This is a genomic window from Limnomicrobium aquaticum (assembly GCF_040545545.1).
GTDB lineage: Bacteria > Pseudomonadota > Alphaproteobacteria > Rhizobiales > Rhizobiaceae > Ensifer_A > Ensifer_A aquaticum.
In genome coordinates, this window is record NZ_JBEPMB010000013.1 from 1 (window position 1) to 24,891 (window position 24,891).

At 60.8% G+C, this 24,891-nt stretch carries 21 protein-coding genes; 10 read left to right on the forward strand and 11 right to left on the reverse strand.

From position 1 onward, the window contains the following. A partial coding sequence (locus tag ABID16_RS22310) for a 3-keto-5-aminohexanoate cleavage protein (RefSeq protein ID WP_354558586.1) occupies positions 1-210 on the forward strand: 210 nt, incomplete at its 5' end. Positions 211-315: 105 nt separating this feature from the next. Here the strand turns inward: ABID16_RS22310 and ABID16_RS22315 are convergent. The 10 genes from ABID16_RS22315 to ABID16_RS22360 all read right to left on the reverse strand — a co-directional run bounded on the left by ABID16_RS22315 (position 316) and on the right by ABID16_RS22360 (position 13,350). After that, a complete protein-coding gene (locus ABID16_RS22315; protein WP_435532467.1) occupies positions 316-1,812 on the reverse strand; it encodes an aldehyde dehydrogenase in 1,497 nt (498 codons plus the stop codon). Between the two features lie 74 nt (positions 1,813-1,886). After that, positions 1,887-3,014 carry a zinc-dependent alcohol dehydrogenase family protein gene (locus tag ABID16_RS22320; RefSeq protein ID WP_354558587.1) on the reverse strand — a complete coding sequence of 376 codons (1,128 nt, stop codon included), beginning with the start codon at positions 3,012-3,014 and terminating at the stop codon, positions 1,887-1,889. Between the two features lie 48 nt (positions 3,015-3,062). Continuing rightward, a complete protein-coding gene (locus ABID16_RS22325) occupies positions 3,063-4,559 on the reverse strand; it encodes a sugar ABC transporter ATP-binding protein (RefSeq protein WP_354558588.1) in 1,497 nt (498 codons plus the stop codon). A 1-nt stretch (position 4,560) separates the two neighbouring features. After that, on the reverse strand, positions 4,561-5,649 hold the full coding sequence (locus ABID16_RS22330) for a strictosidine synthase (RefSeq protein WP_354558589.1): 1,089 nt from the start codon (positions 5,647-5,649) through the stop codon (positions 4,561-4,563). 2 nt (positions 5,650-5,651) lie between these two features. Beyond that, positions 5,652-7,769: an ABC transporter permease gene (locus tag ABID16_RS22335; RefSeq protein WP_354558590.1), complete on the reverse strand. Its 2,118-nt coding sequence runs from the start codon at positions 7,767-7,769 to the stop codon at positions 5,652-5,654. Positions 7,770-7,854: 85 nt separating this feature from the next. Further along, positions 7,855-8,883 (reverse strand): sugar ABC transporter substrate-binding protein, encoded by a 1,029-nt coding sequence (locus ABID16_RS22340; RefSeq protein ID WP_354558591.1) that lies wholly within the window; start codon positions 8,881-8,883, stop codon positions 7,855-7,857. 42 nt (positions 8,884-8,925) lie between these two features. Continuing rightward, on the reverse strand, positions 8,926-9,894 hold the full coding sequence (locus ABID16_RS22345) for an ABC transporter permease (protein WP_354558632.1): 969 nt from the start codon (positions 9,892-9,894) through the stop codon (positions 8,926-8,928). A 380-nt stretch (positions 9,895-10,274) separates the two neighbouring features. Next, positions 10,275-11,060: a glucose 1-dehydrogenase gene (locus ABID16_RS22350; RefSeq protein WP_354558592.1), complete on the reverse strand. Its 786-nt coding sequence runs from the start codon at positions 11,058-11,060 to the stop codon at positions 10,275-10,277. Between the two features lie 90 nt (positions 11,061-11,150). Next, complete coding sequence (locus tag ABID16_RS22355; RefSeq protein ID WP_354558593.1) at positions 11,151-12,101, reverse strand: LysR family transcriptional regulator; 951 nt, start codon at positions 12,099-12,101, stop codon at positions 11,151-11,153. A gap of 109 nt (positions 12,102-12,210) precedes the next feature. Then, on the reverse strand, positions 12,211-13,350 hold the full coding sequence (locus ABID16_RS22360; RefSeq protein ID WP_354558594.1) for a CaiB/BaiF CoA transferase family protein: 1,140 nt from the start codon (positions 13,348-13,350) through the stop codon (positions 12,211-12,213). Positions 13,351-13,639: 289 nt separating this feature from the next. On the opposite strand from ABID16_RS22360, the gene ABID16_RS22365 reads away from it, so the two are divergent. From ABID16_RS22365 to ABID16_RS22380, 4 genes are all read left to right on the forward strand, one after another. Continuing rightward, a complete protein-coding gene (locus ABID16_RS22365; RefSeq protein ID WP_354558595.1) occupies positions 13,640-14,443 on the forward strand; it encodes an HpcH/HpaI aldolase/citrate lyase family protein in 804 nt (267 codons plus the stop codon). Positions 14,444-14,446: 3 nt separating this feature from the next. After that, positions 14,447-15,805 carry an MmgE/PrpD family protein gene (locus tag ABID16_RS22370; RefSeq protein WP_354558596.1) on the forward strand — a complete coding sequence of 453 codons (1,359 nt, stop codon included), beginning with the start codon at positions 14,447-14,449 and terminating at the stop codon, positions 15,803-15,805. Positions 15,806-15,906: 101 nt separating this feature from the next. Beyond that, positions 15,907-17,061, forward strand: coding sequence for an acyl-CoA dehydrogenase family protein (locus ABID16_RS22375; protein WP_354558597.1), 1,155 nt, complete (start codon positions 15,907-15,909; stop codon positions 17,059-17,061). Positions 17,062-17,072: 11 nt separating this feature from the next. Then, a complete protein-coding gene (locus ABID16_RS22380) occupies positions 17,073-17,939 on the forward strand; it encodes an HTD2 family dehydratase (RefSeq protein WP_354558598.1) in 867 nt (288 codons plus the stop codon). 168 nt (positions 17,940-18,107) lie between these two features. Here ABID16_RS22380 and ABID16_RS22385 read toward each other — a convergent pair whose 3' ends face one another. After that, entirely contained in the window at positions 18,108-19,106 is a 999-nt protein-coding gene (locus ABID16_RS22385) for an IS5 family transposase (RefSeq protein WP_354558599.1), read from the reverse strand. 80 nt (positions 19,107-19,186) lie between these two features. Between ABID16_RS22385 and ABID16_RS22390 the strand changes: the two genes are divergently transcribed. From ABID16_RS22390 to ABID16_RS22410, 5 genes are all read left to right on the forward strand, one after another. Further along, positions 19,187-19,735 carry a topoisomerase DNA-binding C4 zinc finger domain-containing protein gene (locus ABID16_RS22390; protein ID WP_354558600.1) on the forward strand — a complete coding sequence of 183 codons (549 nt, stop codon included), beginning with the start codon at positions 19,187-19,189 and terminating at the stop codon, positions 19,733-19,735. Positions 19,736-19,891: 156 nt separating this feature from the next. After that, positions 19,892-20,737, forward strand: a complete 846-nt coding sequence (locus ABID16_RS22395; RefSeq protein ID WP_354558601.1) for a type IV toxin-antitoxin system AbiEi family antitoxin domain-containing protein — start codon at positions 19,892-19,894, stop codon at positions 20,735-20,737. Beyond that, the gene (locus tag ABID16_RS22400; RefSeq protein WP_354558602.1) at positions 20,727-21,647 is read left to right on the forward strand and encodes a nucleotidyl transferase AbiEii/AbiGii toxin family protein; all 921 of its coding nucleotides are present in this window, start codon (positions 20,727-20,729) and stop codon (positions 21,645-21,647) included. Before ABID16_RS22395 ends, ABID16_RS22400 begins: the two co-directional genes overlap by 11 nt. Before the next feature lie 183 nt (positions 21,648-21,830). Further along, entirely contained in the window at positions 21,831-22,223 is a 393-nt protein-coding gene (locus ABID16_RS22405) for a BP74-related protein (RefSeq protein WP_354558603.1), read from the forward strand. A 270-nt stretch (positions 22,224-22,493) separates the two neighbouring features. Next, complete coding sequence (locus tag ABID16_RS22410; RefSeq protein ID WP_354558604.1) at positions 22,494-24,851, forward strand: hypothetical protein; 2,358 nt, start codon at positions 22,494-22,496, stop codon at positions 24,849-24,851. The last annotated feature ends 40 nt before the right edge of the window (positions 24,852-24,891 follow it).

Here is a 24,891-nt window from a genome sequence, read left to right on the forward strand (position 1 = left end):
GGGCGATCGCACATTGGAAAGACGTGGCCGGAATTGCCACCTGATCACCCCAACCCCACCGGATGCGCGCTCGTCCGGATTAACCTGACAGCACCCCAACAGGTAGTCAAGGTTCGTCGAATCGTCGAGGAACTGGGATGCGAGGTGGCGACCCCCGACGAGGCGCGTGAAATCCTGGACCTCAAGGGCAGCGAAAAGGTCGGTTTCTGAGGAACGCCGACCTCAACACCCTTTGTCTTTAGGCGGCTGAAGGTCGTTCAACAAGATAATTTCGAAGACCGGATCGGCGATCCATTTCCCGGTCAATATGCCCCCTCACCGCATGACGAAGGGGTTCGGCACATCCTTGTTGAAGGCGAGCCAGACGGCCTTGGTCTCGAGGAATTCATAGATGGCGTCCTGCCCGCTTTCCCTTCCCATGCCCGAATTCTTGATCCCGCCAAAGGGCATCATGTAGGAGACGGCGCGATAGGTATTGGTCCAGATGGTCCCTGCCCGCAGCCGCTTGGCGGCGGTGAAGGCGCGCGCCATGTCGCTGGTCCAGACGCCGGCGGCCAGACCATAGGCCGTATCATTGGCAATGTGATAGGCTTCGTCGTCGTCCTTGAAGCGGATCACCGACAGGACCGGCCCGAAGACCTCCTGCTGGGCGATCTGCATCTCGTTCTTCACATCGGCAAAGACGGTCGGCTCGATAAACCAGCCATCGCCGCATTCCGGCCGGTCGGCGGGCTTGCCGCCCATGCGGATCGTCGCGCCCTCGTTCTTGGCCATGTCGATCATCGACAGGACGCGATTGAATTGCGGCTGGGTGGTCACCGGACCGACCTGCGTGGTCATTTCCATCGGGTCGCCCATGCGGGCGGTTGCGGCAAGCGCCAGGAATTTCTCAAGGAACTCGTCATGGATGGATTCATGCACCAGCAGCCGCGAACCGGCAATGCAGGTCTGCCCGGTCGCCGCGAAAATGCCCGATACGACGCCCTTGACGGCATTGTCGATATTGGCGTCCGGGAAGACGAGCTGGGCCGATTTGCCGCCCAGTTCCAGCGTCAGCCGTTTGAAATTCACCGAGGCCTGCTGCATGATGCGGCGGCCCGACACCTCGCCGCCGGTGAAGGCGATCTTGTCGATCTTGTCATGGGTCGAAATCGCCTCGCCGACATCCTGGCCGAAGCCGGTGATGACATTGACGACGCCCTTGGGGAAACCCGCCTCTTCCACGAGCCGCATGAGTTCGAGCGTCGAGGCGGAGGTGAATTCGGAGGGCTTGATGACCATGGTGCAGCCGGCCGCCAGCGCCGGGGCCATTTTCCATGTCAGAAGCAGAAGCGGCGAATTCCACGGCGTGATCGCCGCGACCACGCCGACCGGTTCGTGGCGCGTATAGGTGAACATGTCCGGCTTGTCGATCGGCGGAACCGCCCCCTCGACCTTGTCCGCCATGCCAGCGAAATAATAGAACCATTGCGGGATATAGCCGACCTGGCCGCGCATTTCGGCGTAAAGCTTGCCATTGTCCTGCACTTCCGTGGAGGCCAGATGGTCGGCATCGCGGGCGATCAGGTCGCCGAGTTTGCGCAGCAGATGACCCCGCTGGCTCGGCGTCAGCGCCGGCCATTCGCCCTTGTCGAAGGCGTTCCGCGCCGCCTCGACCGCGCGATCCACGTCGCGCGCATCGCATTTGGGAACGCGCGACCAGACCTTGGCGGTGAAGGGGTCATGCGACTCGAAGGTCTCGCCGGATTGCGCGCCGACCCATTCGCCATTGATGTAACACCGAAAATCCTTGATGCCCTCGGTTCTGGCCATGTCTCATACTCCGGATCTGAAATGGAAAATTTGCCCGCGCGGCAGGCTTGGGAGGACCTGCCGCATCAATGGCTTCATGGGAATTCGACGATCTGACGCACGGCCGAGCCGTCGGACAGCCGGTCGAAGCCTTCGTTGATCTCGTCCAGCTTCAGGCGATGGGTCAGAAGCTTGTCCACCGGCAGTTTTCCGCGCCGGAAAAGATTGAGGAAGCGCGGAATGTCACGCGACGGCACGCCGGAGCCGATATAGCTGCCCTTCAGGGTCCGCTCCTCGGCGACCAGCGACACGGCCGGGATCGACATCATCGCTTTGGGATGCGGCAGGCCCGCCGTGATCGTCGTGCCGCCCCGGCGCGTGATGGCGTAGCTGAATTCCAGCGCCTTGGCGGAGCCGGCGAATTCGAGCGCCGCCTGCACGCCGCCCTTCGTTGCCTCGCGCACCTTGGCCGTCACGTCGGGATCGTCGGCGTTGAACGTATGCGTGGCGCCGAGTTCCCTGGCAAAGGCGAGTTTTGAATCCAGCCGGTCGATGGCGACGATGGTTTCAGAGCCCGCCGCGACCGCGCCGATCAGCGCCGCCAGGCCGACACCGCCAAGCCCGACCACCGCCATCGTGCCGCCCGGTTTGACGTCGCCCGTATTGAACACCGCGCCCGCCCCGGTCAGCACGGCGCAGCCGATCAGGCCTGCGACATCGAGGGGGATTTCCGGATCGATCTTGACCAGCGAGCGGCGCGACACCGTGGCATATTCGGCAAAGGACGAAACGCCGACATGATGCAGGAGCCTCTCGCCGTTGCGCGACAGCCGCGTCGCGCCGGTCAGGAGATCGCCCTTGCCATTGTGCTCGGCGCCCGGCTCGCAAAGCGCCGGCCGGCCTTCCGAGCAGGGCGCGCAATGGCCGCAGCTTGGCATGAAGACGAAGACGACGTGATCGCCAGGCTTCAGGTCCTCGACATAGTCGCCTACCTCCTCGACGATGCCGGAGGCCTCGTGGCCCAGCACCATCGGCAGCGGGCGGGGACGATTGCCGTCAATCACCGAAAGGTCGGAATGGCAAAGTCCGGCAACCGCCATTTTCACCAGTACCTCGCCCGGTCCCGGCCCGTCGAGATCGACCTCCTGGATCTTGAGGGGCAGGCTCTTGGCATAGGGGCGTTCGAGGCCCATTTCCTCCAACACGGCCGCTCTGATTTTCATCGATAGTCTCCTTTCGCCGGCAAACCGGCATTCCTCCGGTAGCCACCTTCAGTGGACGGCCGCATACATGATCTTTTCCTCGGTCGCTTCCTCGACCGAGAATTCCTCCACCACGCGGCCCTGCCGCGACACCAGGATGCGGTCGGCAAGGTTCAGGATTTCCGGCAGGTACGAGGAAATGACGACCACGGCGAGCCCGGCATCCGCCAGGCTGTTGATGACCTGGTGCAACTCGGCAATCGCGCCGACATCGACGCCGCGCGTCGGCTCGTCGAAAATCACCAGCTTCGGCTTCTGGACCAGCGACTTGGCGATCACCACCTTTTGCTGGTTACCGCCCGACAGTTCGATGACGCGCGCATCGGCATCGATCGCCCGGACATTCAGCCGCTTGGTCCAATCGCCGGCCAGCTCCATCATTTCGGACCGGCTGAAGATGGCGGACTTGTTGAGATCGGCGGAGAGCAGGTTCAGATAGATGTTTTCGGCAATCGACTTGGTCTCGTAGAAACCTTCCAGCTTGCGGTCCTCGGTGACATAGACGATGCCGTCCTTGACCGCCGGGCGCGGCACGCGGTAGCGCACCGCCTTGCCTTCCAGCCGGACCTCGCCGCCATGGAAGAAATCGCGCTTCACCACGCCGGAAATGATCTTGGCCGTCTCGGTGCGGCCTGAGCCGATCAGGCCGAAAATGCCGGTAATCTGCCCGGCATAGACCGAAAACGAGGTGTTGCGGACCATCTTGCCCATGGAAAGGTTCTGCACGGAAAGGACCTTCTTGCCATAGGGGCGTGCGGCGCGCGTCTTGTCGCGGCTGTAAAGCTCCTCCGACAGGGAACGGCCGACCATCGAGGCGATGATCTTGTCGCGGTCGAAATTCCTCACCTCGTCGGTCACGACATGCTGACCGTCGCGCAGGATGGTGATGCGGTCGGAGATTTCCAGCGCCTCCTCCAGCGCATGCGAAATGAAGATGATCGACACGCCGTCCTGCTTCAACCGCCTTACCAGCGCGAAGAAATGGTGCTTTTCCTCCGGCGTCAGCGTGGCGGTCGGTTCGTCAAAGATGATCACCTTCGCCTTGTGATGCACGGCGCGGGCAATCTCCACCATCTGCTTCTGGGCCGCACCCAGCTGCGACACATACATGGTGGGGTCGACACCGAAATTCAGCGACTGCAGGAATTGCTGGGCAGCGATATAGATGCCGCGCAGGCGGTTCAGGAATTTCTCGTTGCCGAGATAGATATTCTGGGCCACTGTCAGCGAGGGAACCAGGCTCGTCTCCTGGAACACCATGGCAATGCCCTTGCGCAGCGCATCGGCCGGACTGCCGAATTCCATCGGCTGCCCCTGGAAGAAGACCTCGCCTTTCGTCGGCTCGTAAACACCCGCCAGGATCTTGGTCAGGGTTGACTTGCCGGCGCCGTTTTCACCGAGAAGGGAATGAATTTCGCCGGGCATCAGCGTGAAGCTGACATTGCGCAGCGCCGCGACGCTGTGAAATTCCTTGGTGACGTCCTTGATCTCAACGATCGGGCTCATGTCAATTGCCTCCCAGGTCGATGGCGAAGACTTCGTCCCCGCCCTTGCTGGTCATCCAGAGCTTACCGTCTGCCTCGACCGCCGAGGTGATGCCATGGCGCCGGCCGCCGGTGCGGCTGTGGAAGCTGCGCGCGGGAACGAAATCGCCGGTCAGTTCGACGACGAGACCATAGGAGCGCGTCGGCGCCCAGGGCTTCAGGATGCCCATCTGTTTCAACGCGCCGCCCTGCATCGGCTCGCGGAAAGAATAGCCGCTGCGCAATGCCGGCGCGACCCAGAACTCCTTGTCGACCTCCGCCATCATGGCTTTTCGGTAAGCTGGCTCGCGCAGAACGAATTCGATCAACTGGCTGCGCGGCGCAAAGACGGACAGCCAATAGCCGCCTCTGCCCGACGGGCTGATGCGGGCCGGATAACCCGGAAGGTCCTCGATCACCTGGCCGATCAGCGTGCCATTGGGGGCAAGCCGGATCAACTGCTTTTCCCAGGCTTCCGAGACGATGATGGTTCCATCCGGCGCGACGGCAAGACCGTTGGGATAGCGCAGACGTTGGGCGAACTGGGTCGCCTTTCCCGTGGATGGCACAAGCCGCCACACCAAGCCCGCCCGTTCGCGTTCCAGAAGATCGCGCTGCCAGTCGGCAGGCAGGTTCTTGCTCGATCCGACGGCGATCACGAGTGTGTCGTCGGGGGCGAAGGCAAGGGCTGTCACGGTGGTCCAATTCTGCTGGCCGCCGGAGAGCCCGCTCATCGGCGCGCCGCTGAGATCGAGGAACTGGATCTTGCCGGCGATGGCGAGCGCAAGGATGCCGGCGGAGGAGACGGCAAGCGCTGTCACCTCCGAGGCGGCGCGGTGGAATTCCCGGCCGGCGCTACCGTCGAAGGGCATCAGGAAGAGCGTGTTGCCGCTCGAATAGATGAGCCCGGCTGGCGTCGTCACGCAGCAATCGGGCTGCGGAACCGTGATCCCCCTCGGCGCCTCTTCCAGGCGATTGTTGGGCTTCAGCGCGCCGTCGAGCGGCGGCACGGTCACGGCGGCATCGCCGCTGCCGAGGAAATTGTCGAGCCAGTTGCGCAGGATATTGGCCATGATCAAACTCCCCAATAGCTTTGGTAGCCGGACCAGGAGGCATCATGCCCGTCGAGCTTGATGCGGCCGATGCGGTTGTTGGTGATCCCGCCGAGGTAGAGATAGCCCTTGTGCTCGCGCATGGAGGTGATCATCGGATGGTTTTCCGCGCCCTGGTCCCACAGCGATTCCAGCACCTCGCCGCGATCGTTGAAGCGAATGACGCAGCCGATATTGAGATTGGGATAGAGCCACTGGTCCGGTGCGATGCGCCGCGCCATGCGGCGACGGAAGGCCGGCATCCGCAGCGCCACGTCGAGCGCCGGCGAGCGCATGCCCATGATCGCCGCCCAATAGGTTCCGTCCGAGGCGCGGTTGATATTGTCCGGATAGCCCGGAAGGCGATCGACCACGCGCTCCATCGTTCCCACCTTGGGGCCGCTGACATAATAGCGGTTGATGCGGCAGGCCCAGCTTTCGGCAAAGAGAACGGACTGGCCGTCATGCGCCGTGCAGACGCCATTCGGGAATATCAGGTTCCTGAGCACGGTTTGCGATTTGCCGCTGCGCGGATCGTAGCAGATGATGCGCCCGTTGCCGCGGCTTTCCAGCGCGTCGACCGGCCAGTCATGCATCTCGTAGCGGATCGTCGCCTCGGAGAAGAAGATGCGGCCGTCGGGCACGATGTCGAGATCGTCAGCCAGCCGCAGGCGCGAATCGTCGACTACCGAGAGCTTCGAGCGGTTGGTTTCATCGGTCACTTTGCTGACATTGCGCTGCCGGTCGATCTTGTAGAGACCCATGCCGCCGACGCAGACGAGCAGGTTGCGATCCTTGTCCCAGCTCATGCCGAGCGGCGAACCGCCGATATGGGCGTAGATTTCGTGGGTCGAATAATCCGGCGGGGCGAAGCGGACGATATCGCCGCGGCGCGTGCCGCAATAGAGGTAGTCTTCGTCATCAAGGATGACATCCTCCGGCGATTCCACCGCACCGAGACCGATGATCTCGACATCCTTCAGCCGGTCGTTCAGCGCGAAGGCGGTCTTGGCCGTCGCTTCGGTCGAATGCGGCTCGGGCAATTCGATATAGGTTGGGGACACATAGACCTTGTTCAGGAGCTTGTCGCGGTTCTTCAGCCAGCGCACGTCGATGAAGACGGCGAAGATCAGCGTCAGACCGAGCACCATCGGACCAGAGCCCGAATTGAAGCCGAGCCGGAGCACGCCGCTCGTCAGCAGAAGAACGATGACGGAGCCGATCAGCGCCTTGACGATCGAACCACGCCCGCCACCGAGACTATTGCCGCCCAGCACGGCCGCCGTCAGGGCCGAGATTTCAAGCCCCATGCCCGTGTCGGTGCCAGCACCCGAAAGCCGCGCTGCGTAAAGCACGCCGGCGAGCCCGCAAAGCATGCCGGAAATCGTATAGGCCGCGCAGATCGTGCCGCGCACCGACAGGCCGATATTGTGGGCCGAGCGGCGCGAGCCGCCAATGGCCATCAGCCGCCAACCGGGACGCGAGCGCGTGAGGAGGACATGGCCGACAATCGCAACGATAACCAGGGCGCAAAACGAGAAAGGGATGCCGAAAAAGCCGCCAAGGCCCATCAGGTCCCAGATGGTTGAATCGTAGAAGCTGGTCGACATGGCCTGCGCATATTTCAAAAGCAGCATGTCGACGACGGCGCGCACGATGATGAGCGTGACCAGCGTCGTCAGGAATGCCCGCAGCCGCAGGTAACCGACGAGGACGCCATTCAAAAGGCCGACCGCCCCGGAAATCACGACAACGGCGGGAATGGTCACGCCGATCGGCCATTGCGCCAGATTGAGCAGCGCCAGCGTCATGAAATTGGCGAGCGCGAAATTCGAGCCGACCGACAGGTCGATGCCGCCGACCACGATGACCACCATCATCGCGATGCAGACGAGCGAAAACTCGCCGAGCTGGCGCGACAGGATGGAAAGATTGCTGCCGGTGTAGAAATTCGGAATCAAAGCGCCGAAAACGAGGACCACGGCCACGAGCACCAGGAAGGGGATCGCATTGTCGATCCATTTCTTCGACAGGATTTCGCCGATCACATGATCCGGTATGAAGCGATATCTCAGCTTCGTAATGGTGTTCGCCGCCGCCAAGGCATGCCTCCTCATTCAGTCAATTCAGTCGAATGGCTGTCCGGATGACGTGGCCGGGGAAATCCGGCCACGTCGATTTGCAGGTTCAGCGCAGGATTTTTGCGTATTGCTGCGGGTCCCAGCAGGTGCCCGCCTTCACATCGGCCTTGGTCATCACATAGGTCGGCGAATAGATCTGCGTCTTGATCGCGCCGGCGCCCTTCTTGTTCTGGAGAGCGGCCATGATGGCGGTCCAGGCGTCGCGGCCCATGCCCGGCGCATTGTAGTTGATCGCGGCCGAGAAGGTGCCGTCGGCGAGATTGTCGCACATGCTCTGTGCGCCGCCGCCCGAGGTTATGAAGAAGACCTTGTCCTGCATGCCGGCCTGCTTGATGGCGGCACCGGTGCCAATGCCCTGGCCGTCCCAGACATCGACGATGCCGCAAAGGTCGGGGTTCTGCTGCAGCGCCGTTTCGGTGATCGCGCGTGCCTTGGACGCATCCCAGTCGGCCGCCTGGCTGGAGACGATCTTGATTTCGGGATGCGCGTTGAAGACCTTCATCATGCCCTGGACCTGATAGTAGCTGACGCCACCGGTCAGAACGCCCTGGACGATGGCGACCTTATGGGAGGTCTGCGTATCGGCCCCACATTTCTTCACCATCATATTGGCCTCTTCCTCGCCCATGGCGATGAAGTCCGGCCCGACAAAGGCATCAGTCTGCACGGCGCCCTGCATGTTCATCTGCACGACGACGATGCCGGCGGCATTCGCCTGTTTGAGAAGGCGCGCCAGCGACTGCAGGTCGGGGTTCTGGGTGACGATGACATCGGGCTTCTCGGCGATCAGCGCGGTCATGCCCTGCGCCATCGCATCCGTGTTCCAGTTCGGGTCCTGCGAGGTGAAGGTCATGCCGTAGCGAAGCGCTTCGGTCTTGACGACGCCGCCCCAGGCCTGGGCGAGATCGAAGCCGATCGAGATCGGCAGATAGGCCACCTTCTTGCCTTTCAGCGCGCTCAGCGCCGGATCGCGATAGGGATCATTCATATTGTCGTCCGCCGCAGCGATCGTCGCTCCGAGCGTCAATGCGGTCAAAGCCGCAGCGGCAAGCCTCACCAAACCAGTTGTCTTCATGTCATGCTCCTCCTCAATGTGCATTTTTAGTTTATGGATGGATCAGATATCTCCTTGCTGGCCGGTCTGTTCGTCGCGCGGGTTGACGACGCTGTCGACGACAATGGCCAGGAGCAGGATCAGGCTCTTGATGACGTTTTGAACGGTGTATTGAATGTCCATGATCGTCATGCCGTTCATCAGCACGCCGATCAGCATCGTGCCGACAATGACGTTGCGGACATTGCCGCGCCCGCCGGACAGGCCGACGCCGCCCAGCACCACGACCAGGATGACGTCGTAGATCATGTTGGAATTGACGATGCGCGTGTTCATGGCCTGAACCGAGGTGGCCGTGATGACGCCGGCGGCAAAGGCGATCGCGCCCGACAGGACATATTGCAGGACAAGGATCGGCCGCACGGCGATGCCGCCAATGCGCGACGCCGCCAGATTGTCGCCGATCGCGTAGATGAAATTGCCGACCTTGGTGAATTTCAGGAACAGATAGACGAGAAGCGCCATGGCCAGCGCGACGAGTATCGGCATCGGAATGCCCAGAAGCCGGCCCTGCCCGAGACTGATCACCCAACCCATGTCTTTCGGCATGTAGACCACGTCCGTGCCGACGATGAGATGCGCCCGGCCGAAGCCATAGATGAAGGTCGCCATGGCGAGCGTGGCAAAAAGCGGCGGTATTTCCGCATAGGCGACCAGAATGCCGGTCACCAGCGCCATGCCGATGGCAAAGAGCAGGCCGGTCGTCAGCGCCACGGAAACCGGAACGCCCTGCGACACGAGCTGCATCGCCCAGGCAACCGAAATCGCCATGGTCGCGACCAGCGAAAGGTCGATGCCGCGCCCCAGCACCACGATCAGCATGCCCAGCCCGAGAATGCCGAGCACGGCGACGCTGCGCATGAGGGTCAGGATATTGTCCGGCGACAGGAAGTTCTTCAGCGTCAGTGAAAAGATCACCAGAAGCAGGACCGTCAGCAGGAAAACGATCTTTTCCTGGTTCAGTTGCCGCATCAGCGCGCGAATGTTCACTGTCCAACTCCTCCTTGCAAAACGCGCCAGACCCTCCAACCGGTCGTGGCGACGTCGTCTATCGGTGCGTCCGATGTCCCCCGGGCTTGAGAACTTGCCCGGCGATGCAGAGATTTTTTCTATCGTTATTTTATTGAACCCGCTGGAAATAAACGGGAAATCTCTGCTTTCGGGGGAAACTATATCAGGCGATCATATCAAATAAACTATCAAATTGCGTTATGCGCCATAGTGGAATGTTATAGCGAAAAGACCGCGCATTTGTTCAGGCGCTGAACGTTTGCCCTCGTCACCAAGACGCAAAAAGGCGCCTGATCATCACATCAAGCGCCTCATGCTGAAGGACTGTTTCGGCGATCGCCTCAGATGGTGCGTCCGCCATCGACGGGGAGGAGAACGCCTGTCAGAAGTGACGCCTCGGGCGAGGCGAGGTACAGCGCCGCATAGCCGATATCGTCGGGACGCGACAGCCGGCCGAGCGGGATCGTCGTCAGGAACCGTGCGCGATTTTCCGGCGTATCCGGCTGGCCCATGAAACTCTCCAGAAGCCCCGTCTCGCCCAGAACCGGGCAGATGCAATTGACGCGGATGCGGTCGGGCGCAAGTTCGACGGCCATCGATTGCGAGAGCGTATTCACCGCACCCTTCGAGCCATTGTACCAGGTCAGCCCCGGCCTTGGGCGGATGCCGGCCACCGAGCCTATATTGATGATGGTTCCGCCGCCCTTCGCCTTCATCAGCGGCACCGTCGCCATCGCCATGAGATAGATCGACTTGACGTTGATCCGGTAGACCCGTTCGAAAGTCTCCTCGTCGATCTCCAGCATCGGCTGGTTCCGGTGGGTCCAGCCGGCATTGTTGACGACGATGTCCGGCGCGCCGAGGCGGGCGGCAACATCCGCCACCGCCGCGTCGACCGACGCCTTGTCGCCGACATCGGCCACCACCGAAATCGCGCCATGGCCTATCGCCGCTGCCACCTTTTCGGCGGCCTCGGCGCGGATGTCGAGCACGGCGACCTTGGCGCCTTCTTCTGCAAAGATCCGCGCAATGCCCTCGCCAAAGCCGCCGCCGGCGCCCGTGACGATGGCGACCTTGTCTTTCAATTTTCCGCCCGCCCGTGCACCGGTCTCCAGCGTGTCCTGCATCGATCATCCTCCCTGACAGTCTGCGCGGAAGTTGCGTCAGATGCCCTGGGCGATCAAAGACAATAAACAGCTTGGGGGAATAGCGGCGCGCTATGTCTCGTCGGAAAGCGGCGTCACGCCCCGCCACTGGCCGGTCGCCGCCAGATCGAGCAGTGTTTCCCGGCACAGTTTCTCGATGGTGGAGACCGCATTGGTCATCGGCCGGTCGGCCGGATGCACCAGATAGACCTCGCGTTTCAGTTCCGGCTTGTGGATACGCCAGGACCTCAGCCGCCCGTCATGCACTTCGCGCGCGATCGAATTATAGGGCAGGATCGAATAGCCGATGCCCTTTTCGACCAGTTCCTTGATATTGGCGTAGGAATCGACCTCGATCGTCGTGTTCATCTGCAGCTGGTTCGTCGCCGCCTCGCGCTCCAGCAATTCTCGCAGGCCATGCGAGGAGCTGGGAAGGATGAGCGGCAGCGGAGCGACCTGTTTCAACGCCACCGTTCCGAAGGCCGGCGCCTTCACATCGGCAATCGGCTCGACCGGGCCAAGCAGGCACAGTTCCTCGGTCAGAACGGGATAGGAACTCAACACCCGATCTTCGACGGGAATATAGAGAATGGAAATATCGACGCGGCCCTCGCGTATCCATTCGGCGACGAAACCGCTCATCGCCTCGGCAATGCGCAGCTTGATCTTCGGATAGCGCTCGCGGGCGGCAATGATCAGCGGAACCGAGAGGATCTGGCTGATCGTGCCGGGCAGGCCGAGCCGCACCTCGCCCGACGGTTCGGCCTCATGGCCGCGGATTTCCTCCTGGGCGATGAGGAACTGGTCGATGATGGCGCGCGCATTGCGCAACAGGATTTCGCCGGCTTCGGTCGCCACCACGCCATGCGGCGTGCGAAACAGCAAGGCCGTGCCGAGATCGGCTTCCATATTGCGCACATGCAGGCTGAGCGCCGGCTGGGCGACATTCAATGTGGCCGCCGCCTTCGAAAACGAACCCTGCTCCACGATGGCCACGAAATAGCGCAGCTGCCGAAGATCCACCTGCCCCTCCCATTATTCTTTTATAGCCGATACGCTCAGCTTCACAATTCTATATGGGAGCAATCGTTGCTGGCCTGTCAAGTCGTCGCCGCGCGGCAAGGCCGCGCGCTCAGCTTTTGCCCGCTGGGGGAGAGAATTCCAGGCGAATGCGATCGGTGTCGGCGCCAAGCGCCGGCACGGCGCCGAACACGGCGGGTTTCCCCTCGACCACAGCAGCAGGGGCCAGCATCCGCACCGGCCCGCTCGGCGTTTCCACCGTCACATATCTGTTTTGCGGATGGTCGGCGACATCGGCGAGCGAACTCACCCGGCCGTAGGCAATGCGGGCATTGCGCAGCTTTTCCGCCATGGCCTCACGCCCGAGACGGGCGAACGTCGGCCTAAGCTCGGCTTCCAGTGAGTCGCGATTTTGGACGCGGGCGCTGTTCGAGGAAAAACGCGGGTCCTTGGAAAGCTCCGGCCGACCGAGAATTTCACCGCAGAGCGTCTGCCATTCGCGTTCGTTCTGGATCGCGATCAGCACCGAATGGCCATCCGCGCAGACATAGGTTCCGTAAGGCGCGATTGTCGGATGGCTGAGCCCGCTGCGCGCCGGCGCCTTGCCGCCATAGACAAATTGCAGGAAGGGAACATTCATCCAGTCGGACAGCGAATGATAGAGCGATACGGCAATATGCCGCCCCTCGCCGGTCTTCTCGCGCGCATAAAGCGCCTGCAACACCGCCTGTGTCGCCGTCATTCCAGCGGCGATATCGCAGACGGAAACGCCGACGCGGGCCGAGCCGTATTCGTTCCCGGTAATGGCGGACAGTCCGCTTTCGGCCTGGACGAGAAGGTCATAGGCCTTGAGGTCGCGCAAGGGGCCATCCTCGCCATAACCGGAGATGGAGCAGGTGATCAGTTTCGGAAACATCTCCCGCAAGGTTCTGTGCCCGAAACCGAGCCGGTCGACGGCGCTGGGCGCAAGGTTCTGGATGAACACATCGGCCTGGCCGACAATGGTCATCAGCAGGTTACGGTCTTCCTCCAGCTTCAAATCTAGACAGAGCGATTCCTTGCCCCGGTTCAACCAGACGAAATAGGCGCTTTCGCCATGCACGAGATGATCGTATTCGCGTGCGAAATCGCCCTCAGGACGCTCGATCTTGATGACGCGCGCACCGGCATCGGCCAGCTTGCAGGAAAGGTAAGGCGCGGCCACCGCTTGTTCCACGGAGACGACGAGGACGCCTTGAAGATCAGGATTCATGAGCCCGCCAGTTTGATTAGAAATCCCTCAAATCGAACGGGTGACAATGCTCCGGGTTCGATCTCACCCGACCATTGCCGATTTCTGCCATCACTTCAAATAACACTCTAATGTGGGCGATATAGAAAAATGTGATCGCCAAGATGGAGCGGCGCCATACAGCGAGGCTATAAGGCGGGGCATAAAAAAGTATTGGCCGGCCGCCATTTAGGCCGCGATACTGCCGGCGCGAACCCATGAGATGCACGGGAATAACGAGGTCGGAGGACCGGTGGCGCCAGACGAGGACATGACATTGCTGTTCGTTCCCGCCGACCGGCCGGAGCGCTTCGACAAGGCATTGCAGGCGGGCGCCGACGCCGTGATCGTCGACCTGGAAGACGCCGTTGCCGCGCCCAACAAGGGGTTCGCGCGCAATGCGCTGCCGGATCTGATCGTCAAGCCCGATCCGACGGTCGCGATCTACCTTCGCGTGAACGGCGCATCGACCGCCTGGCACGAGGAGGATATGGTCATCGCCGCCCGGCTTCCCATTTCCGGGATTGTCTTTCCGAAGGCGGAAAGTGCCGCCGAGATCGCCGCGCTTCGCCAGCGGCTCGCGCCGCACCAGCGCGTCATTGCCATCGTCGAAACTGCCCGGGGCCTTGCCGCCGTCGAGGCGCTGGCGCCGGCCGCCGACCGCCTCGCCTTCGGCTCGGTCGATTTTTCCGCCGATCTTCGCTGCGCCCATGAACGCGAACCGCTGCTCCATGCCCGGCACCGGATCGTGCTGGCCGCCCGCCTTGCCGACCGGCCCGCGCCCATCGACGGCGTGACGCTCGCCGTCAAGGACGAGACGGCGGTGGAAGAGGATGCGCGCTATGCCATCCGCATGGGGTTCGGCGGTAAGCTGCTGATCCATCCAGCCCAGGTCGAACCGGCCAAGCGCGGCCTTGCCCCCGGCGACGCGGAATTTGCGCAGGCCATGAAAATCATCGCAACGGTTCAGGACAGCGCGGCCCAGGCCGTCGATGGCGTCATGGTCGACAGACCGGTGCTGGAACGCGCCCGGCAAATCGTTGCCGCGCGCGAACGACTTTTGGGAGGCCAGTGAGCGATGATCCGGATCACCGAAATTCTGTCGGACTATGTGGCGAAACTGGATTACCAGGACCTGCCGCCTGAAGTGCCGGAACGCGCCAAGCAGCTCTTCATCGATCTTGCCGGCAGTATCGTGCGGGCGGCAAAGGAGGCGGATTCGACGCCGTCGATCTTCGCCATGGCCAGGCGGCTCGGCCTCGATGCGCCCGGCACCGCAACCGTTTTCGGCCTGCCGCGCGGCTATATCCCGGCCACCGCCGCCCTCCTCAACGGCGCGCTCGGCCACTCGCTCGATTTCGACGACACCCATGCAGACAGTTCGCTTCACGCGAGCGCGCCGGTCATTCCCGCAGCGCTCGCCGCCGCCCAGATGACCGGCGCGTCAGGCCGCGAGCTGCTCGCAGCCATCGTGGCGGGTTACGAAGTCTGCTGCCGCCTCGGCAATGCGCTCGACCCGACGGCGCATTATGCGCGCGGCTTTCATCCGACCGCCACCGCCGGCACATTCGGTGCGGCGGCGGCAGCCGGCAAGCTGCTGGGGCTCGATGCCGCTGGCATTGCGTCCGCCTTCGGCGTTGCGGCCAGCCAGGCGGCGGGCTCGCTGCAATTTCTCGTCAACGGTGCCTGGAACAAGCGCTATCAGGTCGGCGCATCCGCCATGAACGGTCTGATCGCAGCAACCCTTGCCGCAGAGGGCTTCCTGGGTGCGGCCGACGCGATCGAAGGAAAGCATGGCTTCCTCACTGGCTATACCGACAATCCCCGGCCCGACATGGCGGTCGCCGGGCTCGGCAGCATCTATGAAACGCTGAAGATCGGCATGAAACCCTATCCGAGCTGCCGCTATACCCATGCGGCCATCGACGGGTTGCTTTCAGCCAGGGCAGAGCATGGCTGGTCGGCACTCGATATCAGGCGCGTCACGATCGGGCTGCATCGCAACGGCATCGTGCTGACAGGCGCGCCGCTGGACGAAAAGCGCCACCCGAAAAGCGTGGTCGACGGCCAGTTCTCCATGCCCTTCACGGCGGCCGTCGCCCTCTACAAGGGCGGCTTCGGCTGGGACGACTATTCGCTTCTCGGCAATCCGGATGTCGAGGCGCTGGCGGCGCGGGTGGATGTCGTCCAGGACGAGCGGCTGGAGGGCCTTCGCCATCCCTTCGGCGCCCATATCCGCGTCGAAACCGCTGCCGGCACGCTCGAGCGTCATATCGCCGATCCGTCGGGCGAACCGGACAGCTTTCCCGACCATGCGCAGATCGAGGCGAAATTCATGACCCTCGCCCGGCCGGTCCTGAAGAACGAAGCCTCCGCGCTCTTTGCCCGGATCGACGATCTGGCCAACCTTTCGGATGTCCGCAAGATTGCGATCTAGCAATATATTTTCGCGATATCCTTGGTCATCAAACTGTATTGGAAGTTATAGCCGCAGCGCCATAGGTTGAACTGAAATTCAGGCGAAGGGCGAGAAAAACCGTGTCAAATCAGAACTATGCCGAGATCCGTGAGGAAGTAGCCAAACTCTGCGCCGCCTTTCCGGGCGACTATTGGCAGGCGCTCGACCGCGACAATTCCTATCCGGCCGCATTCGTGCAGGCGCTGACGGAGGCCGGCTATCTCGCGGCCCTCATCCCGGAGGAATATGGCGGGTCGGGCCTGCCGCTTGCCGCCGCCGCCGCCATCCTTGAAGAAATCCAGAGATCCGGCTGCAATGGCGGCGCCTGCCATGCCCAGATGTATATCATGGGCACCATCCTTCGCCATGGCAGCGAGGCGCAGAAGCAGGCCTATCTGCCGAAAATCGCCTCGGGAGAGCTGCGCCTCCAGGCCTTCGGCGTCACCGAACCGACAAGCGGCACGGACACGACCTCGCTGAAGACCTTCGCACGGCGGGAACGCGATCATTACATCGTCAACGGACAGAAGATCTGGACGTCGCGGGCCGAATATTCGGACCTCATGCTGCTTCTCGCCCGCACGACGCCAAAGGACCAGGTGGCGAAGAAGACTGACGGCCTGTCGGTCTTCATCCTCGACATGCGCGAGGCAAGGCATGCCGGCCTGACCATCCGGCCGATCCGCACCATGATGAACCATGCCACGACCGAGGTTTTCTTCGACAATGTCAAAGTGCCCGCCGAAAACCTCATCGGCGAGGAAGGCAAGGGCTTTCGCTATATTCTCTCCGGCATGAATGCCGAACGGCTTCTCATTGCCGCCGAATGTATCGGCGACGCCAAATGGTTCATCGACAAGGCCAGCCGCTACAGTCGCGAGCGCGTGGTTTTCGACCGGCCGATCGGGCAGAACCAGGGCATCCAGTTTCCGATCGCACGCGCCTATGCGCAGATGCGGGCCGCCCAGTTGGTGGTGGAGGAAGGCACGCGGCTCTATGCCGAAGGCGCCAATTGCGGCGAGGAGGCCAATATCGCCAAGATGCTGGCCGCCGAGGCCTCGTGGGCTGCGGCCGAGGCCTGCGTGCAGACCTTCGGCGGCTTCGCCTTCGCCGAGGAATATGACGTCGAGCGTAAATTTCGCGAGACACGCCTCTATCAGGTCGCGCCGATCTCGACCAATCTCATCCTGAGCTTCATCGCCGAGCATGTTCTCGGCATGCCGCGCTCCTATTGAAAGGATACGAGATGGAAGAGGTCGATATCGATCATCTGAGGACCTGGATCGGCAGGGAACGCACGGTCGAGGACGTGATCACGCCCCGGCTGGCTGCGAGCCTCAATGCCGTGTTCGACGTTGAAGAACCGGTCACGGATGGCATGGCCGCCCCCTTGGGCATCCATTGGTGCCTGGCGCCGGATATCGTCCCGATGAAAGGGCTGGGAGCCGACGGACACCCGGCTCGGGGCGGCTTTCTCCCGCCCGTCCCCTTCCCTCGCCGCATGTGGGCCGGCGGCAGGTTGACATTTTTCGGCGATTTCCGGGTCGGCGATACTGTCAGCCGGCGCTCGGTCATCGAGGACGTGGTCCTGAAGACCGGTCGCAGCGGCGACATGATTTTCGTCACACTGCGCCACGACTATGCGACGCCGCGCGGCATTGCGCTCGAGGAGCGCCAGGATATCGTCTATCGCAAAATGGAGACGGGCGGCCCTGTTCCGCGCGCAGAGGCCAAGGCTGAGCCGCCGGTCGCAATGCCTTCCGGAGACGCGGTCGTGACACTCTCCGCCGATCCGGTTCTGCTCTTTCGCTATTCGGCCATCACCTTCAACGGACACCGCATTCACTATGACAAGCCCTATGCGACCGACGAAGAAGCCTATCCCGGGCTCGTTTTCCACGGTCCCCTGCAGGCGAGCTATCTGCTCCGCTTTTCCCTAGACCCGTCGACACCGCAAAAGACGCCCCGAAGCTTTAGCTTCCGCTCTGTTAAACCGCTTTTTGCAGGCGGCGAGGTCACGCTTCACAGGACGATGGCGGCAGGGCAGGTAGAACTCCGCTGCGCCGACCAGTCGGGTCGGGATACCATGTTGGCAACGGCAAGCCTGACCTAGTTTGAAGGCGTCTGCTGTCCGTCACGTTGCTTGAACTATCGTCGCGTGAGGCCAGTTCTCGCTCCCCTTGGTCATCTAGGGCGCGTCCGCGTCCCCTCGCCTGTGGCCTGCTCCGGCGTTGGTGCGCGGATCAACTAATGTGCGGTAGTCGGTCTTTGATCTTCTGGCTTATTTGGTTTCTCCCGCCGATGCTTGGCAACGAACGGATTTCGGGCGTGCGCAGGCTAGCATTCGGTTAAGAATGGCGACGCCGATCGCAGCTTCTGTCTGTTGAGCGAGGAATGACCGAGCGCGCAAACGCTGTCCAATGACGCCTTTATATCGACCCATCGTTGTTTCAACCAATGCTCGTTTGCCATAGCCGGTAGATGCCTGCCATTTAAGCCGGCCGTCTATCTGCACGGATGCGATGTGGTCGTCTCTCTGGCAGGACGCTTGGGCGCAGTGTTGCTCTACCGCGTTCGAGCGCGGTGGAATGACGACCTTTGCGCCTGCGCTGTGACGCAGAACTGCGTCGTAAGTTGGATAGCCATCATAGGCTCCATCGGCCGTGAACTGGCCGATCTCATCATCGATCTGATCCAGCAACGGCTTCAGCTGCGAAGTGTCGCCGGCTTCTTGATCCGTCAGGCTATGGGCAATGATCTCGCCACTGTCCGCGTCAACAGCCAGGTGCAGTTTGCGCCAACCACGCCGGGATTTTGTCCCATGCTTTTCTTCCAGCCATTGGCCGGTGCCATAGACCTTGAGCCCGGTGCTGTCGACCAGAACGTGAATGGGTCCGTCTGGCACATGCTGTCGGTCAGTGCTTCTGGCCGATGGCTTCCAGGTTCTGGCCCTGCGGCTGAGCGTGGTGTGATCGGGCACAGGCAGATCCAGCGCCATCATATCAAGCACCGAACTCAAAAGCCCTTCGCTCTGGCGTAACCGCAGCCCAAACACCATACCCAACGTTAACGTAGTTTCGATCGCCAGGTCCGAATAGAGAGGCTGGCCACCGCGCGTCTTGCGCCGTGGGGCCGCCCAGCCTGCCAGCGCCTCTGGCGTTATCCAAAGAGTTAAACTGCCACGGCGGCGAAGGCCCGCCTCATACTCTGCCCAGTTCGTCACTTTGAACTTCATTTTAACGATGTAATGGCGGCGGGAAGCGTTATGTTTGTGCGGCATCCGGGATCAATCTTGCTATTTTCGATCGCAGCCACATAGTTGCAAAACGTTGAAGATTTGATCCCCGCACCAACGCCTTCTTGGGTGGGATCTCGGGGCAATGGCAGTGCGATGGACGTGAAAAGCTCAAGGTGATGGTGCTGTGGCGCTATAATCAGCTCGATCCGTTTAGAACTGCGCTGCAAAAGTTTGAGCATATCGAGGTTTCAGGCATGTCGTTCCATCGCGCCAAAGGGCTTGAGGCCGACTACACGATCCTGCTCGATGTCAGCGAAGGCGATTACGGGGTGCCGAGCCGGATCGAGGATGACGAACTTCTCAATCTGGTCATGCCACGACCGGAAACGTTCGAATTTGCTGAAGAGCGTCGCCTTTTTTACGTCGCCCTGACTCGCGCGAGCCGCGGCGTGTTTTTGCTTACGAATAGCCGGGAGCCTTCGCGATATATCCGCGAACTTTCCGACATTGCCGGCGACAATCTGCGATTTGAATCGATCGATGGCGATCCCCTGCATCAATGTCCCAAATGCCGGGTCGGCCAGTTGGTCGAAAGGAATGGTCGCGGCAATAGCCGGTTTCTGGGATGCAATCAGTATCCAGAATGCGAGCACACCGCACAGGCGCACTGAACCGTCTAAGGCGATCCGAGTCCGTTGCGGTAAGGGAGCAACGAACCCCTCATGTCACTTTTCGATTGACACGAATAGTCAATTCAGAGTTGACAAATTGTCTTCTCTATAAAGTTTCATTCGCGCCCGCTTTAATTTTGTGGCATAACGTCAAACATGAATGGACAATCAGAGACAAAGCTAAAGCAGCTTCTCCAGCAAGTCCCCCCCGGATTCCTGGTGGACTCGAGGTGGATGGCCCGTCATGCCATCTCGCGACAATCCGTGTCAGGCTATCTCAAGCAGGGCTGGCTTGAGCCAGTCATATCGGGCGTGTACCGCCGCCCATTCTCCTCAGATACCAATCCAGAAGCTGTCGGGGGCTGGAAGATACCCCTGCTCTCAGCCGTCTGGCTCATGCGGCATGAGTTCCATGTCGGCGGGGCGAGCTCCCTATCCTTGCGGGGACATGCTCATTACCTCTCCTTCGGCAACGAATTTGCCCTCTATCTCTACGGATCCGATATCCCGACATGGCTATCGAAGCTGCGGACGGACGCTGATGTGAAGACCAGGAGTAACGTCCTGTTCGGCGAAGGGGCGACCGGCGTCGAAAACGCGGACTTCGACCTTTCCAACGACGAGGATCCAGAACTGGCACAAAGCCCGTGGCGCTGGCCAATGCCGATGTCCTCACCCGAGCGCGCAATCCTCGAAATGCTAGACGAAGTCCCGAGGGGCGAGAGCTTCCACAAGGTGGACGTGGCGTTCGAGAGCCTGGCCAATCTGCGCCCGAGATTATTGGCGACGCTCCTTACCCTATGCCGAAGCGTCAAAACCAAGCGCCTCTTCTTCGTGTTTGCTGACAAGCACAATCATGCCTGGCGCCGGCATATCGACGTCTCCTCCGTAGATCTCGGCAAGGGCGACCGGGCGCTGACACCGGGCGGCCGGCTACACCCCATCTATCGCATCACAGTCCCGAATGACTTGATGCCAAAGGAGGCCACTTATGGCCCGTGACCAATACATGCGCCAGGTCGCACTCCTGGTGCGGACCCTTCCATTCATCGCCCGCCACGAAGCCTTCGCCCTGAAGGGTGGAACGGCGATCAACCTCTTCTATCGCGACATGCCGCGGCTCTCGGTCGATATCGACCTGACCTATCTGCCGATCGAGGATCGCGAAACGACCCTGAAAAACATTGACACGATCCTTGATCACATCCGCGAGGACCTTTTGCGCAATCTGCGGGGTGCGAGCGTTCAGAGGATCGCCGGCGGCGGCAACAATGATACCCGCCTCCTAGTCCGGCAAGGCAACGCCGAAATCAAGGTGGAGACCTCTCCTGTCGCGAGGGGCACCGTTCATCCGCCGGAACGACGCCGGGTGAGCGAGAAAGCCGAGGAAGCATTCGGGTTCGCCGAGATGCAGGTCGTCTCGTTCGAGGATCTGTTCGGCGGGAAGCTGCATGCAGCGGTTGACCGTCAGCATCCGCGTGATCTGTTCGATGTAAAGCTGCTCTATGAAAACGAGGGGCTGACGGACGCGTTGTTTCGGACATTCTTGATTTATGTCGCAAGTTCCGGGCGGCCGCCGCACGAGTTGGTCAGGCCCTCCCTCATCGCACTCGAAGAGGCATTCGTGAAGGAATTTGAGGGAATGACGACACAGCCCGTCAGCCTCGATGACTTGAAAGCCGCGAGAGAGCAAATGACGGCGGATCTTCTTGCAAGGCTCGACGACAACGCCATGCGCTTCCTGCTGTCGCTCCATGATGGCGAACCAGATTTCGAAGCCATCGGGTTGCCAGAAGCGGCTGATCTGCCGGCCGTTCGTTGGAAGGTTCTCAACCTTGAGAAGCTGAAGGCGCAGAACCCCGAAAAGCATGCCGAGCAACGGCGAGAGATTGAGGGACTTCGGTCAAAATGATGCGCACTCTACATGCGAAGGTTGATTTGACGGGCCGCGTCGCGCATGCTGCATTTCAGATCTTGGGAGAGTTGTCTGGGCTGCGGTTTTCGCTGCATTGCCCCTCGTCAATGATGAACCTATGAGGACAGCATCCTTCCAGATAGAATGACTATTGTGTTAGGTCGTCAAGGGGTCCCGAGTATGTCCGAGAATGCTTATTTTTCCTTTTGGCAGCGATCTCCGAACGGGACTATAAACACATTCTTTTTCAAGCTCAGCGACCCGATCAGGATCGCGCAAGCCCGCCAAATCCTGGCAGATCCGACCCGTATCGACCGCCATGTTCAGGGCACCGTTCTGCAATATAAAGCTGCCTACAATCCGGACTGGTCATTTCACCTCGATCCTAAAACCATTGGCTTCTTCGAACAGCAGATCGAAGTGTGCGACGCCAACATGACATACATCGAAGAACACCTTGACGAGATCGGTGGAAGCACACTACCGAAATCCTTCTGGTGCCCGTGGCATTCTACTCTTGCGGCGGAAGTTACGCATCTAGTCGATTCCCAAACCGAAAAGCTCATGATCTAACACTGTGACAAAGTCTTTGCCCGCGCTCTTGAGCGGATGCGAACCGATGACCCGCCAAAAGCTCCGACGAGGCGATCGAGGAGCAAGATTGTGTCGCGATCACGCGCCACTGAACCAGAGGCGCCGGTGGGTGTAGCAAGTGACACTGAGGCGTCATTGCCTTGAACAGCGCTTACTGTCTTTCGCCTAAAATGTTACATCCTTTGTTAAATCACACGCCCTATTTCCGCTCGCCCTCGGCATTGGTGCCGAGCAAAACGGAATACGAGCATGTCAAGACAAGATCTTTCATCACGGCATTTCCAGCAGAAAATCTCCAAATTCTGCGAGATGCGCGTTGCAACGGTCGCCCCCGAAAACGCTTCGAGGAAAATCGAGCGTTACCTCATCAGCCTTATCGTTCACCGCAAAGCGCCGCCGCGTTTGAATGGGCGCATAGACTGGATGGAGATCACCATTGCCACCGGGATTGACGACCAGTGGAAGGGCGAATTCAAACGGGAGGTTCGAATTGCATTGGATGCCATCATAAGATGGCTTGGAGCACCACCGGTACTCGAAGACCGCCAAATCCGAGCACTTAGTCCACGACAAGGATACACCGATCAAGACATCCCTCAGATCAAAGGCTCTTCCACACGAAAGCCTCGGAGAGATGGAGAGGAGTTTGCAGAAGCAGATTTCAGGGCCACGTCAAGGGGCCCCCAGCCCAAACCAATCTTGGAATTCCCGGAGCCGCTATTCGATGCGACTAACGATCCAGGCAGCTTTCAAGAGGCGCTTGTCTATCACATGCGCCGGTTCGGCGAGAGCTATTGGCACCTTTACCGCGCCGTTATCCGGCTTGATGAGACGTTCGACCACAAAACTCTGTTGTCGTGGATCGAAGGCGAGCGCGTGCCGCGATCTGTCGGCAGCATGAACATCCTTGCCCGCGTCGAACGGCGCTATCGGTTGCCGGAAGGATATTTCAAGGCGAAACTGCCGCACCAATCCCGTTCCCTCCTCGGTCACGACCTCGGCGATATCAGCCCAGCGGAGCGACGCAGGATTGCCTGGCACCTTCCTGACGATTTCGGCAGCCTTCCGTTCAGCAAAAGGGAGGAGATTATTGACTGGGTGCGCCGGGTCCTCATCTCAGGGTCGACCGACTATCGGCGCTATCAAGCAGCGGCCAGCAAGCAGCGCTATGCCATCCGGTTTCCGGGCGTCACCTATGGCGGAGGGTCGCTGTCGCATCGCGCAAATTCCCTCACGGCCAGTGCCAACAGTGATCCTGCCGTAACCTTCGAAGACCCGGACCTTCTGTCCGGCGTCGTCGATGCGCCGCCACGCCTCGCGATGGAAATGTCTGACCTGATCCGGTTCAAGACTTCGACGCTGACCGCAATCGGCTTCCGGCGGAATGGGGTCTGGGGTGAGGAAACGGCTTCCCAGAAGATCGAACATCTCGGTCTGATGTTCGGCGCATTGGCCGCCTCGCCAACTGGTGCAGTCAAGGGCTGCGGCGTGTCGCTCAGCCAATTGACCTTTGGCCTGCTGATCTTCCCCGGGGTCTGGGATTGGTACCTGCAATGGCGGGAGCAGCGTCGCGGCTTCTACACGAGATGGGAAGAGGACATGCTGATGATCGCGCAGGCCCTGTCGCGCTCCGAGGTCGGCTGGATTCGCCAACATCCAGAACTGCTGAAACATGTGAAACCGATCGAAGGCCTGATTGCACCAGAGGAGATCGAGCTCGCATTGCGCGACTGGCATGGTGCTTGCGACGCGTTTCACCGGCATGCCGCTAATCGATCGAAGGAAATCCAGCGGGTGATGCGCGTGCACCGCGATCCGTTTGAACCGATCATGGTCGTTCTCGAAGCCGATAGCCCGCTTTCAGAATATCGCAAAATCACAGACGAGATCCTGAAACGCATGCCGGACGAAGATCGCTACCCCAGAGCGGCCGCAGAGGCGGTACGGTCTTTCCTGCTCCTTCGCCTTGGACTGCATCTGGGGCTTCGGCAAAAGAACCTCCGCCAGCTTCGCGTCTGCCCGCGCGGCCATTTCCCGACCTCCGAACGACGTCTCGAAGACATGAAATGCGGCGAATTGCGCTGGAGCGACCGGGAGCACGGGTGGGAGGTGCTGATCCCTTCGGTGGCCTTCAAGAACTCCGGTTCGTCCTTCTTCGGGCAAAAGCCGTTTCGGTTGATCTTGCCGGATCTGCTCGATCTCTACAAATACCTCGAAGCCTACATCGATCGCCATCGCGGTGTGTTGCTCGGCCCGGCGAAAGATCCCGGCACATTGTTCGTGAAAACTGTGAAGACGACCAGCCTGGATGCCGCATACGATTCCACCAAGTTCTACGAAGCTTGGCGAACCGTGATCCAGCGCTATGGGATCTATAATCCCTACACCGGCCGCGGTGCAATCAAAGGTCTACTACCGCACGGCCCTCACAATCTTCGGGACATTTTGGCAACCCATATTCTCAAACAGACCGGCTCCTACGAGCAGGCAAGCTATGCGATCCAGGACACCCCGGATGTCGTGCAGCAGCACTATGGGCGGTTTCTGCCGCAGGACAAGGCTGCCCTTGCCGCCCGGATTCTGAATCAGGTATGGGAAGCGGCATAATTCCCCTCCTCCAATCTTGATGGATATAGCACTTAGTGCT